Origin of the sequence: Vibrio gallaecicus, from assembly GCF_024347495.1 — a bacterium.
GTDB lineage: Bacteria > Pseudomonadota > Gammaproteobacteria > Enterobacterales > Vibrionaceae > Vibrio > Vibrio gallaecicus.
This window is the reverse complement of the sequence record NZ_AP025490.1, coordinates 790,764-808,563: the sequence shown is the minus strand read 5'-3', so window position 1 is coordinate 808,563 and position 17,800 is coordinate 790,764. Positions and strand designations below refer to the sequence as shown.

The 17,800-nt window shown below is 41.3% G+C and carries 17 protein-coding genes; 5 read left to right on the top strand and 12 right to left on the bottom strand.

The annotated features are described in order from the left end of the window. The first annotated feature begins 102 nt into the window (after positions 1-102). The 3 genes from ybeD (at position 103) to lipA (ending at position 2,202) form a co-directional block, all read left to right on the top strand. Entirely contained in the window at positions 103-381 is a 279-nt protein-coding gene (gene ybeD, locus OCU78_RS03560; RefSeq protein ID WP_137375001.1) for a DUF493 family protein YbeD, read from the top strand. A gap of 191 nt (positions 382-572) precedes the next feature. After that, entirely contained in the window at positions 573-1,232 is a 660-nt protein-coding gene (gene lipB / locus OCU78_RS03555; protein WP_137374880.1) for a lipoyl(octanoyl) transferase LipB, read from the top strand. A 4-nt stretch (positions 1,233-1,236) separates the two neighbouring features. After that, the gene (lipA, locus tag OCU78_RS03550; RefSeq protein WP_137374881.1) at positions 1,237-2,202 is read left to right on the top strand and encodes a lipoyl synthase; all 966 of its coding nucleotides are present in this window, start codon (positions 1,237-1,239) and stop codon (positions 2,200-2,202) included. Positions 2,203-2,431: 229 nt separating this feature from the next. Here the strand turns inward: lipA and OCU78_RS03545 are convergent, their stop codons facing one another. From OCU78_RS03545 to OCU78_RS03535, 3 genes are all read right to left on the bottom strand, one after another. Next, positions 2,432-3,796 carry a sodium-dependent transporter gene (locus tag OCU78_RS03545; protein ID WP_137374882.1) on the bottom strand — a complete coding sequence of 455 codons (1,365 nt, stop codon included), beginning with the start codon at positions 3,794-3,796 and terminating at the stop codon, positions 2,432-2,434. A 318-nt stretch (positions 3,797-4,114) separates the two neighbouring features. Continuing rightward, positions 4,115-4,858: a YggN family protein gene (locus OCU78_RS03540; protein ID WP_137374883.1), complete on the bottom strand. Its 744-nt coding sequence runs from the start codon at positions 4,856-4,858 to the stop codon at positions 4,115-4,117. A 121-nt stretch (positions 4,859-4,979) separates the two neighbouring features. Beyond that, a complete protein-coding gene (locus OCU78_RS03535) occupies positions 4,980-5,453 on the bottom strand; it encodes a GreA/GreB family elongation factor (protein ID WP_137374884.1) in 474 nt (157 codons plus the stop codon). Positions 5,454-5,623: 170 nt separating this feature from the next. On the opposite strand from OCU78_RS03535, the gene OCU78_RS03530 reads away from it, so the two are divergent. Continuing rightward, the gene (locus tag OCU78_RS03530) at positions 5,624-7,540 is read left to right on the top strand and encodes a RecQ family ATP-dependent DNA helicase (protein ID WP_137374885.1); all 1,917 of its coding nucleotides are present in this window, start codon (positions 5,624-5,626) and stop codon (positions 7,538-7,540) included. A 41-nt stretch (positions 7,541-7,581) separates the two neighbouring features. Here the strand turns inward: OCU78_RS03530 and dinB are convergent, their stop codons facing one another. After that, the gene (gene dinB, locus OCU78_RS03525) at positions 7,582-8,649 is read right to left on the bottom strand and encodes a DNA polymerase IV (protein ID WP_137374886.1); all 1,068 of its coding nucleotides are present in this window, start codon (positions 8,647-8,649) and stop codon (positions 7,582-7,584) included. 158 nt (positions 8,650-8,807) lie between these two features. Here dinB and OCU78_RS03520 point away from each other — a divergent pair, with 158 nt between their 5' ends. Continuing rightward, the gene (locus OCU78_RS03520) at positions 8,808-10,022 is read left to right on the top strand and encodes a GGDEF domain-containing response regulator (RefSeq protein WP_137374887.1); all 1,215 of its coding nucleotides are present in this window, start codon (positions 8,808-8,810) and stop codon (positions 10,020-10,022) included. Between the two features lie 210 nt (positions 10,023-10,232). Here OCU78_RS03520 and nqrM read toward each other — a convergent pair whose 3' ends face one another. The 8 genes from nqrM to OCU78_RS03480 all read right to left on the bottom strand — a co-directional run bounded on the left by nqrM (position 10,233) and on the right by OCU78_RS03480 (position 17,535). After that, a complete protein-coding gene (gene nqrM / locus OCU78_RS03515; protein ID WP_137374888.1) occupies positions 10,233-10,487 on the bottom strand; it encodes a (Na+)-NQR maturation NqrM in 255 nt (84 codons plus the stop codon). Positions 10,488-10,519: 32 nt separating this feature from the next. Beyond that, positions 10,520-11,524, bottom strand: coding sequence for an FAD:protein FMN transferase (locus OCU78_RS03510; protein WP_137374889.1), 1,005 nt, complete (start codon positions 11,522-11,524; stop codon positions 10,520-10,522). Between the two features lie 171 nt (positions 11,525-11,695). Then, complete coding sequence (gene nqrF, locus OCU78_RS03505) at positions 11,696-12,922, bottom strand: NADH:ubiquinone reductase (Na(+)-transporting) subunit F (RefSeq protein ID WP_009848376.1); 1,227 nt, start codon at positions 12,920-12,922, stop codon at positions 11,696-11,698. Positions 12,923-12,951: 29 nt separating this feature from the next. Continuing rightward, the gene (nqrE, locus tag OCU78_RS03500) at positions 12,952-13,548 is read right to left on the bottom strand and encodes an NADH:ubiquinone reductase (Na(+)-transporting) subunit E (RefSeq protein WP_032551424.1); all 597 of its coding nucleotides are present in this window, start codon (positions 13,546-13,548) and stop codon (positions 12,952-12,954) included. A 7-nt stretch (positions 13,549-13,555) separates the two neighbouring features. After that, complete coding sequence (locus tag OCU78_RS03495; protein WP_008223083.1) at positions 13,556-14,188, bottom strand: NADH:ubiquinone reductase (Na(+)-transporting) subunit D; 633 nt, start codon at positions 14,186-14,188, stop codon at positions 13,556-13,558. Further along, positions 14,188-14,955: a Na(+)-translocating NADH-quinone reductase subunit C gene (locus OCU78_RS03490; RefSeq protein ID WP_137374890.1), complete on the bottom strand. Its 768-nt coding sequence runs from the start codon at positions 14,953-14,955 to the stop codon at positions 14,188-14,190. The genes OCU78_RS03495 and OCU78_RS03490 overlap by 1 nt, the downstream gene beginning before the upstream one ends. Continuing rightward, entirely contained in the window at positions 14,945-16,189 is a 1,245-nt protein-coding gene (locus tag OCU78_RS03485) for an NADH:ubiquinone reductase (Na(+)-transporting) subunit B (RefSeq protein ID WP_137374891.1), read from the bottom strand. Before OCU78_RS03485 ends, OCU78_RS03490 begins: the two co-directional genes overlap by 11 nt. Before the next feature lie 5 nt (positions 16,190-16,194). Further along, entirely contained in the window at positions 16,195-17,535 is a 1,341-nt protein-coding gene (locus OCU78_RS03480; RefSeq protein ID WP_137375002.1) for a Na(+)-translocating NADH-quinone reductase subunit A, read from the bottom strand. Positions 17,536-17,800: the final 265 nt, after the last annotated feature.

Genomic DNA, 17,800 nt, shown 5'->3' with positions numbered 1-17,800 from the left:
AGTTTACCAGTAATATTCCGCCCTTATTACTGAGGCTTCAAGACCTCACACGCTTTATCAGCGTTATGCTGAAGTAGTATAACGTCTTTCATTTTGGAGCTAATCATGAATATCAATTCTGATGCAAAACTAAAAGATCTCTTAGAGTTCCCTTGCTCATTCACTTACAAAGTTATGGGCTACGCTAAACCTGAACTAACGGAATTAGTACTAGAAGTGATTCAGCGCCACGCTCCTGGTGACTACACCCCAACAGTTAAACCAAGTGCAAAAGGCAACTATAACTCTGTTTCCGTTAATATCACTGCGACTTCAATTGAACAGGTTGAAGTTCTGTATAAAGAACTGGGTGAAATCGAAATAGTAAGAATGGTTCTGTAATTACAGAGTTCCTAAAAACAGCGGCTTTATGCCGCTGTTTTCATTTACAGCTCTAAAATATCAGAGGTTGATTCAACTTTAATTTCAATAAATACAAAGAAAGTTGAAAAACCTTGCAGTCCGTCTGTAGTTAGAATCAAGTTTCACGTTTATAATGCGTTCACTTTATTAATCCTTGAGGGAGTGCTGATTTGCAAAATAAACTAATCGTAAAAAAATTAGGTCGCCAGGATTATGAACCTGTATGGAAAGCCATGCATAAGTTCACCGACGAACGCACAGCAGAAGATGTAGACCAAGTTTGGTTGGTTGAACACAACCCTGTATTTACTCAAGGACAGGCCGGAAAAGCTGAACACGTATTAAACGCAGGGGATATTCCCGTAATTCAAAGTGATCGTGGAGGACAAGTGACATACCACGGTCCTGGTCAGCTTGTTGCTTACTTCCTAATCAACATCCGCCGAAAAAAAATAGGAGTGAGAGATCTCGTTACACATATTGAGAACCTCGTAATCAACACTCTGAAAGCATACAATATCGAATCAGCCGCGCGACCAGATGCCCCTGGGGTTTATGTCGACGGTAAGAAAATTTGTTCTCTAGGTTTACGAATCCGCCGTGGCTGCTCATTTCATGGGTTAGCACTCAACGTTGATATGGACCTTTCTCCTTTCCTACGAATCAACCCATGCGGTTACCAAGGAATGGAAATGATCCAAGTAAGCCAACTAGGTGGTCCAGAACGACTAGAATTAGTAGAGCAGCAACTCATACAAGAGCTTGTTACCTTATTAGGTTACGACCAAGTAGACATTCAAGCCACCAGCAATATTACAGCAGAAGCATAAAATCATGAGCAAACCAATCCAAATGGAAAAAGGCGTTAAATATCGTGACGCTGACAAAATGGCATTAATTCCCGTAAAGAATATGCCTGCTGAACAGAAAGAAGTTTTGCGTAAGCCAGCTTGGATGAAGATTAAACTTCCTTCAGACAGCAAGCGCATTCAAGAAATCAAATCAGCAATGCGTGAAAACAACTTACACTCTGTTTGTGAAGAAGCTTCGTGCCCTAACCTTGCAGAATGTTTTAACCACGGAACGGCAACCTTCATGATTTTAGGTGCCATCTGTACGCGTCGTTGTCCTTTCTGTGATGTTGCCCATGGTCGCCCAGTGACACCTGAAGCTGAAGAGCCTCAGAAGCTTGCGAAAACTATCAAAGACATGAAGTTAAAATACGTTGTTATTACTTCAGTTGACCGTGATGACCTTCGTGATGGTGGAGCAAAGCACTTCGCTGATTGTAACCGTGAAATTCGTGAACAAAATCCAAACATTCGCATTGAAACTTTAGTACCAGATTTCCGTGGTCGAATGGACGTTGCTCTTGATCTACTAAAAGACAACCCGCCAGATGTATTTAACCACAACTTGGAAACGGCACCTCGTCTTTACCGTAAAGCTCGCCCAGGTGCGAACTACAAGTGGTCACTACAACTACTTCAAAAGTTTAAAGAACAGCACCCAAGCATCCCAACCAAATCTGGTGTAATGATGGGACTAGGTGAAACTAAAGAAGAAATCATCCAAGTTTTAAAAGATTTACGTGAACATGGTGTAACTATGCTGACACTTGGTCAGTACTTAGCACCAAGCCGCCACCACTTACCAGTAGAACGCTACGTGCCGCCTTCTGAGTTTGATGAGTTAAAAGAAATAGCGTTAGAGCTAGGCTTTACTCACGCGGCTTGTGGTCCATTTGTACGTTCTTCATATCACGCAGACCTACAAGCTCAAGGCATGGAAATTAAGTAAGCTCACTTTCCATCTATAGCTAGAAGCTTCTTTTTGAAGCTTCTATCCATACCTCGACCTAAAATGAGTTATATAAAAAAGGCGCGAACCATTATTTGGTTCGCGCCTTTTTGTTTTCTCATTTTATTGGAATCAAATTTCATCAATGAACTTGAGAGGAATGAACTTCCAAAGTATTTTTTACATTAAAGCTTAAGTCAGCTAATGAGTTAACTGGCTTAAAATATTCTTATCCAAATGACGCCCAAATGACCGTTGCAACGAGTACTGGACATACAAACTTCACGTAGACCGGCCATACCTTGCCAAACCAACCTTGTTGAAATTCAGGGCAACCTTTCTCCAATTCCTTAATCTTTGACTTTCGGTTCCAAACCCAACCACCATACAAACAAAACATAAGTGCTGCCATTGGTTGTAAGTACTGGGTTGCAATCATCGCAACAAGACCAAACATCGCAGAAAAGTTGTAAACAATCACAATACTAAACAAAGCAATCGCTCCCCCTAGCACCCAACTTGTAGGGGTTCTCTTAGTATTAAAACGCTCGCTCACCAACGCTACAGGGCATTCAAGCATAGAAATAGAAGACGTTAATGCTGCAATCGTAAGCAGTAAAAAGAAAACAATGGAGAATATTTGTCCAAGGAAACCTAAGCTATCAAACATAAGAGGTAATACGGTGAACACTAGAGTATCAGAGCTCAGTAAAGAGCCATCATCAGCATAGATTTGAACCCCTTTTTGCATTGCAACAAACATTGCAGGCATTACTACCAAACCAGCAATGAAAGCAACCGCTGTATCGACAAGGGTTACATTCAAAGCCATCTTTGGAAGGTTTTCTTTTTTACTTAAGTAAGATCCGTAAATCAACATTGAACAACCGCCTATCGTCAACGAGAAAAAGCCTTGTCCCATTGCCGCTAAAATCAGCTTTCTGTCCCAGACTTTTTCAAAATCAGGCACTAGGTAATGTTTTAAACCTTCCATTGAGCCTTGTTGAGTCATGATATAAATGAAGAGTAATCCAAATAGGACAAATAGTGCTGGCATTAATCGAGTCGACCACTTTTCAATACCTTGTTTTACGCCGCCTTGTACGATGAGAATTGTTAAAATATAAAACGCAACCGTTCCAAAGACGTTTCGCTCAACACTAAATCCTTTAAACCATTCTGCTATTTCAGAAAAGCCAACAAGCTCAGCTATCGCTCCAAAAAGAAAGCAAATCAACCATCCGCCGACGATGCTGTAAAACGCTAATACTGCACTTGGCACACTTAATCCAACCCAGCCCACAAGTGCACCCGCTTTTTTTCCAAGTGGATGACTTGTTAATGAACGCATACTGTCTACAGGGTTGGCTTGACCATGACGGCCGATTGCCATTTCCACAACCAGCATAGGAAATGCCACAACAAAAATCATAAATAAGTAAACTAGCAAAAACGCACCGCCACCGTTGCTGGCCGCTTGCGTAGGAAACCCCCATATGTTCCCTAAACCGACTGCCGCTCCGGCTGCCGCTAAAATAAAACCGAGGCGAGAGCTAAAATGCTCCCTTGTTGAGTGTGAAGTTTGTTGGTTCATATAATCCGCAACTTATATCAGTGAACTAGCTTGGTAGTACAATACTGAAACACCCATAACTTCTCAACTACTGATAATCACATAAACCCAAAAAAAACCACTTTAACAGACCAATTTAACCAAATGACAACCAAAAGGCAGATATAGAAACCAACTAGAGCAACATAATCAACATTATAAACCCACACAAGAACATCTAAATATCTAGTTAAAGCTTACATTCAGTCACTCTTGGTACTCTATACCCACAAAAAAAGCACCATAAGGTGCTTTTTAACTCAATATTTATAAGACTGGTATATACAAACTCAAGCGCTATTAAATAGTGAATACTTGGTAATCTTTTAAGTTAGGAATAGATTTATGGAGTTGCTGTTCTTGTTCTGCCATGTCATCTAAAGAATCACAAAACTCTTCAGTTTCTTTTTCAACTTGCTTTGAATGTTCAGCAAATCGTTCCTCAACTTTTTGTTTTAGTTCTGCCATATCTTCAGTTAATTGAGACAAGTTAAGCCCACCTTCTTTCGACATTTTTTCTGACATCGCATTAAAGGCACTGGTAATAAATTCTTCATTGAAAATTTCCATTGCTTTATCAAGGTCTTCAGACCAATTGCTTGCCATTGAATCGAAACTTTCAGCAGGAAGTACTAAGTCACCATCTTTGTAATATCGAGCTTCAAGATCAGCAAAAAATGTTTTCATTGATTGCTTAACATTATCGAATGCTTCTGGTGAGTCAAAACTCGCGGCAATATCATCAATCACATCATTAGCAAGTGTCAGACCTTCACGAGCGATTGCTTTCGCTCGTGGTAAATATTCAGTCATACTTTCACGGTATTTTTCTACTGCGGCTTGTTGGTTATCATCAAGCTCAATTTTTTCCCCATGAATATATAAGTTGTTCCCAGCATCAAATACAGCAGTGCCACCATTGGTTTGGTGAATTTCAACTTGCTTTTCATCAATGTGTATTTCATTCTTTAAATCAACACGGCACTGAGCGGCTAAAGCCGGCTGGCTGAGTAAAGCCGATGCGATCAATATAATTCTTTTCATAACACACTCTCGTTTGGCAACATCTTAATCATACCTATTCTCTATACCTAAATGTCAGAGAAACGTTCACAGGCAATTGTCACCATTTCACTGCACTAACGGGGGCTTCTCATATCTACCTTTAAATGATGCACAAAATCTCATAAATATACGAGGTGCCTGCAACATTAAATTCAGCCTCATCTCCTGCTTCTTTGCCCATCAATGCCTGACCAAGGGGAGCGTTAACAGTCAATATCGACACATCATGCCCTTGCCAATCAACCGATAAACCTCCTGCACTTGGACCAATAAAAAAATGCTTTTCATTATCGTCTTCGTCAACGACAACGAGATAACTCGTCATTGTGATAGATTCACTTTCACGAAACACTAATTCTCGGTAACTACGAATATCGTCTTCACATTCCTGAACTCGAATAGCTTGCCCATGAGCCAAATAAGAAGCTTCCAAAGCCAAAGTGTCGTATTTATGCTCTGGTACGGTTTCTTCATCGGTTGCTGCGTCAATGGCTCTCTGAGTCGCGGATAAGGCAACTTGTAAGCGCTGTTCAAGCTTGTTTAATATTATTTGTCGAAGATCGGATTTATTCATAGTTTTGCTGGGCTTTTTTTAGGGGGTACAGAATAGAATTAGGTACAATCAGGTGCAAGTATTATGGTTGGAACAAGCGTAGATAAAGGTATTAACGCATGAAGAAACGTTCAATACTTTGAATATTTCACACCAATACTCATCTTGGTAGCAAATCAATAGGAATAAAAATGATAGAGCAGACATTAAAACAAGTCTTTGGCTTTGATTCTCTACGTTACGGGCAAAAACAAGTCATAGACAATGTGCTGGAAGGCAACTCAACTGCGGCTATCTTTCCTACTGGTTCAGGAAAATCTCTTTGCTATCAATTGCCAGCCCTAGAATTACCTCATTTAACTTTAGTGATCTCCCCTTTACTGGCTTTAATGAAAGATCAGCTGGCTTTTCTACACAGTAAAGGAATCAATGCGGCTGCTATTGAATCTAGCCAAGATAGACAAACGACTCAGCAAGTGATGCAAGCTGTACGAAATGGTGAGACTAAAATCCTCATGATCTCAGTAGAGCGTCTTAAGAATGAGCGTTTTCGTCAGTTTATTTCTCAGGTTCCTATTTCACTATTGGTTGTCGATGAAGCTCACTGTATCTCTGAGTGGGGACATAACTTTCGACCAGATTACCTCAAGTTGCCTCATTACCAACGTCAGCTCAATATCTCTCAAGTATTATTATTAACGGCAACGGCAACCAGTTCTGTTATCGAAGATATGAAGTCTAAGTTTTCGATAGATGAAAAGAACGTCGTGGTTACGGGCTTTTACCGACCAAACTTAGACTTATCTATTCAGCCCTGCACCGAACCTGTAAAACTTGAAACCTTATGTGATGTTGTGAACCAAGCAGCTCAACTGCCAACCATTGTGTATGTCACTTTGCAGCAAACTGCTGAAGGGGTGGCACAACAATTACGAAATGTAGGTATCAATGCCATTGCTTACCACGCAGGTTTGAAACCTGAAGTAAGGGACAGCATCCAGAAGCAATTTATGCATGATGACATTCATTGCATCGTTGCCACTATCGCATTTGGTATGGGGGTGGATAAATCGAATATCCGTCGAGTTATTCACTTCGATTTACCAAAGTCGATAGAAAACTATTCTCAAGAAATCGGTCGAGCAGGAAGAGATGGCGAACGCTCTGAATGCATTTTACTTGCTAATAAAAATGGTCTCAGTACATTAGAAAACTTTGTCTATGGCGACACACCAGACAACATTGCCATTCACTCGGTATTAGAACAAATTTACCAGCATGAACAACAATGGGAAACCATGTTGAACCAACTGTCTAGAGAAACCAACATTAGACAGCTACCACTAAAAACTCTTTTAGTTTACCTTGAGTTAGCGGGTGTCATTGAGCCCAAATACAGCTTTTTTGCGGATTATCGATTTAAGTTCATTCGTTCTAAGGACCAAATCCTCAATCAATTCCATGGCGAACGCAGAGACTTTGTAGAAACGATCTTCCAATGCTCCCCTCAAGCTCGGGTTTGGTGCCAAATTGACTTCGAGACTCTATGGAATCACTTTCAAGCAGATCGACAACGAGTGATCGCCGCCCTGGATTATTTCCATGAACAAGGCTGGATAGAACTTGAGAGTAAACAAATCACCGATGTCTACGCAGTCAAAAATACAACGTTAGATATTCACACTCAATCAGAACAACTAACCGAATTATTCAAAATAAAAGAAAACAATGAAGTTGAGCGATTAGCTCAAATGCTCAACTTCTTCGAAGCCGATACATGCTTAAGCTCACGACTGGCAAATTACTTTGCTGATGATAAAGCGCCAAAGCAATGTGGGCACTGCTCAGTTTGTCGTGGAGAAATAGCTTCTTTGCCTGGACACATTGTCGATCCTATTGATGAAGAAATGGCGCAACAATGGATAAGTGAGTTTTTAGCTAATGCGACACAGTTAATTACCGATGAAGCCATTGCACGTTTTCTGAGTGGAATCGCAACACCTTTATCAACCAAGATGAAAGCCAGTAAAATGATGGGATATGGAAAATTAGAACAGTACCCTTTCAGTAAAACTTTACAGCTAGTCCAGCGCTTAGAAAGAATCTAGTCGCATTAGTACGCCCATGAGAAGTGAGCGCTTTTCATGGGTTAGAAAAAGCTAAGTTGCTTCATTTGCTCTTTGGGTTGCAACATAACATTTAATCCTAGTAAACGAATCTCTCGCCCTTCTTGCCGCTTCAGTATCTCTTCAAGCAATTGTTTAAAGTGCTGTAAATCAAGGGAGGTTTGAATATGTTCAATCGTAGTTTGTTGGAAGTCTGCAAACTTTAACTTAACCCCCTGCTTGATGATCGACTTACTCGGGCTTGCCTTTTCTAATCGGCGTTCTAACTCTGGGAACAACTTCTCTTCAATCACTCTCCAGCATTCTGCATACGTTGAAATATTTTCGCTGAAAGTCCTTTCTACACCTACTGATTTCCGTTCTCTTTCAATAACAATTTCTCGGTCATCAATCCCATGGCTTCGCTTCCATAATGATGCACCTTGTCTACCAAACTGAAGCAGTAAATTACGGTAGTCACTATTTTTAATGTCTTTACACGTGTAGAAACCTGCTTGATTCAACTTTTCAATACTTACCTTACCCACTCCAGGTATCTTTTCTAACGGTAAATTATCAATAACATTTTGAACTTCATGGGGAGGTATAACAAACTGCCCATTTGGCTTATTCAAATCTGAAGCTACTTTCGCTAAAAATTTAATAGGGGCAATACCTGCCGAAGCCGTTAGGTTGAGCTCATTCCAGATATCGCGTCGAATAGCTTCAGCAATCAATGTTGCAGAGCCATAGCAAGCAGGGGAATCAGTCACATCAAGATAAGCTTCATCTAACGACAAAGGTTCAATCAATAAGGTATAACGAGTAAATATTTCACGTATCTTTTTCGATACTTCTTTATAAACTTGCATTCTTCCGGGAACAACAAGTAAATGAGGACAAAGTTTTAATGCTTTTCCTGTAGGCATAGCAGAGCGAATACCAAACTTACGCGCTTCGTAATTACATGTACTCAACACACCACGTTGTTTTTCATGCCCACCAACAGCAAGAGGACGATTTCGATATGCAGGGTTATCCCGCATTTCTACCGCTGCGTAAAAGCAATCCATATCAACATGGATGATCTTCCTCACAACATTCAATTCCATAACTGCCACTTACAAACTGTATAAATAAACAGTATACATCTAATAAAAAAAAATGGGAATAACCTCGACTAGAGCCCAAAAAATTTTATCTTCTATAGCTATATCAGTATCTGATATTATTATTAGATTAGTATTTGATCGATAAGTAGGGATAGCTTTTGAGTAACAAAATACTGGTCGTTGAAGATAGCCGAGCTTTTAGAAATTACCTCTATCAGCAACTTAGCAGTAACGGTTATGAAGTCGCAATGGCTGAATCAATTGAAGAAGCAGAATTAATTTTAGCGCATGACACGGATTTTCTGTGTGCTGTGCTCGATTATTGCCTCCCTGACGGTCAAGATGGCGAGATTATTGATTTAGTCCTGAGCCACAAACATAAAGTCATTGTACTAACGGCAATGTTTAATGATGATGTTCGTGAAAGTGTGCTAGCTAAAGGAGTGTTAGATTATATTCTAAAAGATAGCATGGCATCTGTTAGCTATTTACTTCCTCTCATCAAGCGTATTACCAATAATAAAAATCACAAGGCTTTAGTTGTTGATGACTCTTCTGTCGTGAGGCGCTATGTTGTTCAACTTCTTGAACATCAATATATACAAACGGTTCAAGCGGTCGATGGTGAAGAAGCATTAAGCATTCTACAAAATGACCCTGATATTACTTTTGTGGTAACTGACCATGATATGCCAAAGAAAGATGGCATCTCAATGATCCGAGATATACGTGTTCATCATGACCGCCACCAGCTCGCGATTCTTGGTCTTTCAGGCAGCGATGACCGTACAATGACAGCTCGATTCCTAAAAGCTGGCGCAAATGACTTCCTATATAAACCCTTCAACCAAGAAGAATTTTTCTGTCGAATCCATCAGTTACTCGATATGAAAGAAGCCTCAAACGAACTATTCAGATTAGCGAATGAAGACTCACTAACAGGCTTATGGAATCGTAGATTCTTATTTAACCAAAGTTGCAAAGGGTGTGAAAACCGTAATGTTGCGATGATGGATATCGACTTCTTTAAAAAAGTGAACGATACCTATGGACATGATGGTGGCGACCGTGTCTTAGTTGAAGTCAGTAAAATTATTAAAGAATTTTTTAAAGATGAAGTCACCGTCCGATTCGGTGGCGAAGAGTTTTGCATTCAATCATGCAAACCTCTTGATGAATTTATTACCGTGTTAGAAGCTATGCGACAAGCGATTGAAGACGCTGAAATTAGCCATGGTGACACAACTATAAAAGTCACAATTAGCATTGGTGTTACAGGCGCAAAAGCTACGTTAAATGAACAGATTAAAGAAGCCGATGATAGACTTTATGTCGCGAAAGGGAATGGTCGAAATCAAACCGTTAGTCAGTGAGAAAAGATATCACACACAGTTTTTGGTATTAAGGTTAAACAATAAAAACAGCTGTTAATAAAGAATGGCTCAATATATGTAAAGTTAAGTAAACCTTATAAAAACAAAAAAAGCTCAAGATTATTTCTTGAGCTTTTTTATTGAGTGGTCTGCAGCTTATAATTCTAAGAAATTAAGCATTTAAACAACCTAGTTTAATCATTATACGTATTAAGCTATGCGATCTTTTTCCCAAGCAGCGACTTGCTCTTCACGAGCTGCTAACTTTTCAGCTCGATAAGCTTCACGAGCTTCACGCTTTTTACGAGCATCACAAGGCTCTGGACAGTTGCATACTTTATCAATACCAACTGCACCTAAACCACCGCAACTGCCCTTCACTACTTTTTTCTGCACAATATAGCCGATTGACATCGCACAAATTACTGCAAGAAAAACACCGAATGTAATAAGAAATGTATTCATAACTCTCTCGCTAATTATTATTAGAGCAAGCTCTATTTATTTAAATATGATTTAAAAGCTTCTGAAGACAACTCTTCAAAACCTTCAGCAGTTTTCACCACCATTAACACTGGAATATCATGCTGGTTTGCTATTTCCATACCTTTATCTTCACCTAAGACCATTAGCCCAGTGGACAAGCCATCAGCTGTCATTGAAGATGGAGCTAAAACCGTTACAGACACGACTTTATGGTTGATCGGTTTGCCCGTTTCTGGATTGATGATATGCGAGTAACGAATGCCATCACGTTCAAAGTAATTACGATAATCACCTGAAGTAGCGACAGCCATATCACCCGGTTCAATAATTTCTTGAATAGTGCGTTCATCGATACTTGGCTTTTCAATGGCAATACGCCAAGCCACACCTTCACGGTTTAAACCTTTTAAGCGAATCTCACCACCGACTTCCACCATGTAGTTATGGATACCTAAAGATTCAATAAAATCGGCTATCACATCGACTCCCCAACCTTTTGCTATAGTCGATAAATCAACATACAAGTTAGGCATATCTTTCGTTAAGGTCGTCTTAGTAGCACTTAAATGGTGAATACCAATTTTAGCTTTACGTGCACTAAGCTCTTCATCAGTAGGGACAACTTCAGGGCGTGCCTCTGGACCAAACCCCCATAGATTCACTAATGGACCCACTGTCACATCTAATGCACCTTGAGTAAGACCGTTCAAACGTATCGCTTCTTTCACAACAATAGCGGTTTCTTCTGATACTGGGAATCCGTCGTTCCCTTGGTATTGATTAAAACGGCTAAGCTCTGAATCTGGACGATAAGTCGACATTTGGTCATTAACTTCTTCAAGTAAACGATCGACTTCTGTATGAATATCCTTAGATTCTGGAAACTCTTCACCCGTAATATATTTAATATTATAGCTAGTGCCCATTGTTGGACCACTAAGATGAACCTGCTCTCTAGGCTTTTCACAACCTGAAAGAAACATTAAAGAAGCTACTGCAACAAGCCAAATTCTCACTTGCTTACTCCTGCTATAGTTGAGGGATTTATATAATAAAAAGTCAGCTCGAAAAAAGCTATTTTTGTTATATAAACCATTAATAATTCGAACGAAATATCTAAGGTAATCCTTAGAAAAACAAATGGCTGGCTCATGAGAGCCAGCCATAATATCAATCACTTAAATGGATTAACCACCGAAGTCATCTAGAAGAATGTTTTCATCTTCTACACCTAGATCTTTAAGCATGCCGATAACAGCTGCGTTCATCATAGGTGGACCACACATGTAGTACTCACAATCTTCAGGAGCTTCATGATCCTTCAGGTAGTTCTCGTACAATACGTTGTGGATGAAACCTGTGTAACCGTCCCAGTTGTCCTCTGGTTGAGGATCAGACAGTGCACAGTGCCACACGAAGTTTTCGTTCGCAGCCGCTAGGCCGTCGAAATCTTCAATGTAGAACATCTCACGCTTAGAACGAGCACCGTACCAGTAAGACATCTTACGAGTAGAGTTAAGACGCTTAAGCTGGTCGAAGATATGTGAACGCATTGGCGCCATACCTGCACCACCACCGATGAATACCATTTCATTGTCTGTGTCTTTAGCAAAGAACTCACCAAATGGACCAGAAATAGTACATTTGTCGCCTTCTTTAAGAGACCAGATGTATGAAGACATCACACCAGGAGCTACGTCAGGGTTGTTTGGTGGCGGAGTTGCAATACGCACGTTAAGCTTGATGATGCCTTTCTCTTCTGGGTATGAAGCCATAGAGTAAGCACGGATCGAATGCTCTTTAACGATAGACTCGTAACGGAACAAGTTGAACTTATCCCAGTCACCACGGTATTCCTCAGGAATATCGTAATCTGCGTATTTCACGTGATGTGGTTCAGCTTCAATCTGAATATAACCACCCGCGCGGAACGGAACTTCTTCACCTTCAGGGATAGCTAGCGCAAGTTCTTTGATGAAAGTAGCTTCGTTATCATTAGAGATAACTGTACATTCCCACTTCTTAACACCGAAGATATCTTCGTCTAGTTCAATCTCCATGTCAGTTTTCATAGCAACTTGACATGCAAGACGTTCGCCTTCACGAGCTTCGCCTTTTGTGATGTGATCAAGTTCTGTTGGTAGAATATCGCCACCACCAGACTTAACTTTCACACGACACTGACCACAAGAGCCACCGCCACCACAAGCAGAAGATACGAAGATGCCTGCACCAGCAAGAGCACCAAGTAGCTTACTACCAGGTTGAGTAACGATCGCCTTCTCAGGGTCGCCGTTTACAGCAATAGTGATGTCACCTGATGGTACTAGCTTAGATTTAGCGAAAAGAATCACTAGTACTAGAGCCAATACAATAATGGTAAACATCGCTACGCCAAGAATAATGCTTTGCATTTGTTATTCCTTATTACTGGGTGCTTACCCTACAGTTGAACACCAGAGAAAGACATAAAGCCTAACGCCATTAAACCAACTGAAATAAACGTAATACCTAGACCACGAAGACCTGGAGGTACGTCTGAATATTTCATCTTCTCACGGATACCCGCAAGAGCGACGATAGCTAACATCCAACCCACACCAGAACCGAAGCCGTAAACAACAGATTCAGCAAAGTTGTAGTCACGAGTTACCATGAAAGATACACCACCAAAGATTGCACAGTTAACTGTGATCAATGGAAGGAAGATACCAAGTGCGTTGTACAAAGGTGGAAAGAAACGGTCTAGAACCATCTCTAGGATTTGTACAAGTGCCGCGATAACACCGATGAATGCGATGAAGTTAAGGAAACTTAAATCGACACCTTCAACAAGCGCATTTTCTTTTAGGATATGTGTGTAAACAAGGTTGTTCACAGGAACAGCGATTGTAAGTACTACAACTACCGCAACACCAAGACCAAAAGAAGTTTTAACTTTCTTAGATACCGCTAGGAATGTACACATACCTAGGAAGAAAGAAAGCGCCATGTTTTCGATGAAAATCGATTTAACTAGCAGACTAATATAATGTTCCATGACTACCTTACCCCTTCGCTTCTACTTGTTCTGGTTTGAACACACGAATTGCCCAAATCAAGAAACCAATTAGGAAGAATGCAGAAGGTGCTAGAAGCATCAAGCCGTTTGGCTGATACCAACCACCGTTGCTCACTAGTGGTAGAACTTCCATACCGAATAACTTGCCAGAACCTAGCAACTCACGGAAGAAACCAACAGTGATAAGAACGAAACCGTAACCAAGACCGTTACCAAGACCATCGATTAGAGATGGGATTGGCGCAGACTTCATAGCAAATGCTTCAGCACGCCCCATTACAATACAGTTAGTAATGATTAGGCCTACGAATACAGACAGCTGCTTAGAGATGTCGTATAAGTATGCTTTAAGTACTTGGTCTACCACGATTACTAATGATGCAATGATTGCCATCTGAACGATGATACGCACGCTGTTAGGAATGTGGTTACGGATTAAAGAAACGAAGAAGTTAGATAAAGCAGTAACAAACATTACCGCGATAGTCATAACAAATGCTGTTTCTAGTTTAGTGGTTACCGCAAGAGCAGAACACACACCAAGAACCTGTAACGCGATCGGGTTGTTGTCCAACACCGGCGCTAAGATGCTCTTTTTAATCTCTTTTGCACTAGACATTAGTTCAGACCTCCGTCACGAACTTTTGCTAGGAACGGACCAAAGCCCATTTCGCCTAACCAGAAGTCAAATGTGTTTTGAACACCAACACTTGTTAGTGTTGCACCAGAAAGACCGTCAACACCGTGCTCAGAACCAGCAGGAGCACCACCTTTAACTACTTTAATAGCAGGTTTGTGGTTTTCGTCGAATAACTTCTTACCAACGAATTGTGCACGCCAAGTTGGGTTTTCTACTTCACCACCAAGCCCAGGAGTTTCACCTTGCTCGTAGTAAGTAATACCAGAAACAGTGTTGCCATCTGTTTCTACCGCAACGAATGCGTACATCATTGACCATAGACCGTTACCGTGAACAGGGATGATAACTTTAGAAGTTTCAGCACCATCTTTCACTAGGTATACAGTACCTGTGTTAGCACGACGAAGGATCTTTGCAATGTCTTCTTCCGAAGAAAGCTTAATAGACTGTGCAGGATCTTTTGCCGCTTTACGTTGGTCGTATTTAGCAGCGTCTTCGTCGATGAATTCACCAGTAGCGAAATCAACTAAACGAGGTACGATATTCTCTGCGTAAAGCGCTGGAATATCACCTGCAAGGTCAATTCCCGCAACTTCAAGGATCTTAGTTTGCTGATCCAGAACTGCGTTAGCTTGTTGCTTAGGTTTAAGAACGACTGCAGCTGTTGAAACGATGATTGAGCACACTAGGCTCAATGCGATAACAACAAACAGCGTCTTTTTAATGCTATCGTTATTACTTGCCATAGCGCGCTAGTCTCCGCTTAATGTTCTTCTCGATTACAACGTGGTCAAACAGAGGAGCAAATAGGTTTGCGAATAGAATCGCAAGCATCATGCCTTCTGGATATGCAGGGTTAACTACACGGATCATTACACACATTGCGCCGATTAGGATGCCGTACCACCACTTACCTTTATTGGTAAATGAAGCTGATACTGGGTCTGTCGCCATAAAGAACATACCAAACGCGAAGCCACCTAGAACTAGGTGCCAGTGCCAAGGCATGCTGAACAATGCGTTAGTGTCAGAACCAATCACATTGAATAGCGTAGATACTGCAATCATACCGATCATTACACCAGCAATGATACGCCATGAAGCGATACGCATGTAGACGATCATCGCAGCACCGATTAGAAGTGCTAGAGTCGATACTTCACCAATAGAACCTGGAATGTTACCAATGAATGCATCCATCCAAGTGATTGCTTCACCTGTTGTTACGTTCATTAGTGCACTACCACCGCCTTGAGCCCACTGGCTAAGAGCAGTTGCACCAGAGAAACCATCAGCAGCAGTCCAAACTACGTCACCAGAGATCTGTGCAGGGTATGCAAAGAATAGGAACGCACGACCAGCAAGTGCAGGGTTTAAGAAGTTACGACCTGTACCACCGAAGATCTCTTTAGCAACAACAACACCGAAGGTAATACCTAGTGCCGCTTGCCATAGAGGAAGTGTTGGCGGAACGATAAGCGCAAATAAGATAGAAGTTACAAAGAAACCTTCGTTAACTTCATGCTTACGCACCATACAGAACAGAACTTCCCAGAAGCCACCAACAATAAATACTGTTGCGTAGATAGGTAGGAAGTAGGTCGCTCCTAGTAGCATTTTACTGCCAACACCTGCATCAGCGCCTAAGGAGGCACCAAGCATTTCGGTTAACCAGTAGTGCCAGTTACCAGCGATTACAGATGCTAATTCCGCGCCTGCATACATATGGTTAAGAGCAGCAATAGCTTGGCCGCCCGCGTTGTACATACCCCAGAACATTGCAGGGAATACCGCGAACCAAACCATGATCATGATACGTTTTAAATCAACGCTATCACGAACGTGTGAGCTTTTTTTCGTTACAAGACCTGGCGTGTAAAACACAGTCGCTGCAGCTTCGTAAAGCGCAAACCACTTCTCGTGTTTACCACCTGGCTCGAAATCATGCTCGATGTCCTCAAGAAACTTTTTAAGGCCCATGAAAATTACCCTTCCTTCTCAATTGTATCTAGGCATTCACGAAGTAGTTGACCGTACTCGTACTTACCTGGACATACAAAGGTACACAATGCTAAGTCGTCTTCATCTAGCTCTAACGCACCGAGTGCTTGTGCACTATCAACGTCGCCAGCACATAGATCACGAAGCAGCAATGTAGGTTCCATATCTAGAGGCATTACGCGCTCGTAGTTACCGATTGGAACCATTGAGCGATCACTACCGTTTGTTGTCGTTGTCATGTTAAACAACTGACCTTTAAACAGGTGACCAAGGAATGAACGAGTAACAGAGAACTTATCCTTACCAGGCATAGCCCAGCCGAATAGATCTTTATCACGACCTTCACGTAGAACGGAAACTTGCTGATGGTAACGACCAAGGAAAGCATGTGGACCTGATGCTTCAGTACCTGAAAGTACAGAGCCAGAGATCACACGAACTTCGCCTGGAATTAACTCACTGTCTGTTAACTCTTCAAGGCTAGCACCAAGCTGAGTACGAACTAGACGTGGGTTATTAACCACAGGGCCCGCTAGAGAAACAACACGATCAGTGTAAATCTCACCAGTAAGGAATAACTTACCGAATGCGATAACATCTTGATAGTTAATGCTCCACGCTACAGTTTCTGCATTTACCGGGTAAAGGTAATGCATGTGAGTACCAGCAAGACCTGCTGGATGTGGGCCATCAAAGACATGCTCTTCAACGTTTGACTTAGATGAGCGAGGCAGGCTAGTGCCTTTCTTACAAACGTAAACTTTACCGCTAGTCAGAGTTGAAAGGAGGTCTAAACCAGCAACGAAAGCATCAGACTGTTCGTTAATGATTAACTCTGGCTCAGCTGCTAAAGGATTAGTATCCATAGCAGTTACGAAGATAGCCTGAGTTTCAGAATCAATAGCTGGAACCTTGCTGAACGGACGAGTACGCAAAGCAGTCCATGCACCAGACTCGACTAGTTGAGCTTTAACCGTTTCACGGTCAAGGCTTGCTAGTTGGTCAGCTGCATAGTTATTGAACGTGATTTGCTCATTGCCTGCCACTTCAATCACAACTGACTGAAGTACACGCTTAGCACCACGGTTAATTTCAATAACTTTACCACTTGCTGGAGAAGTAAATACTACACCTGGGTTCTTTTTATCAGCAAAAAGAACTTGGCCTTTCTTCACTTCATCATCAACGCGGGCATGCATCGTAGGACGCATACCAACGTACTCTTCGCCAAGCAAGGCGACTTTAGTGATGGACTTACCATCATTAATCACCTGGGATGGAGTTCCTGCGATAGGAAGATCCAAACCCTTCTTTATTGTAATCATACGCACTTGCACTACTTTATCGGGAAAAAGATTCTTTAATTGCGTAAATTCAGGGTGTTATTAATTCACCCTTAGACACGACATTACAGTGTCCGGTTTCGATGTGTTTAAAACATCAAAATCGCAACAATTTCTTAATAAACCAATCACAAAAATGGATTGAGATTTATCAGGTGCGGTAGTCTACCATTTTTTGGGAACTTGATGCCATGACCAATAACTTGAATAGCGGTTTTATTTGCTGGGAATTGAAGTATATAGCCCT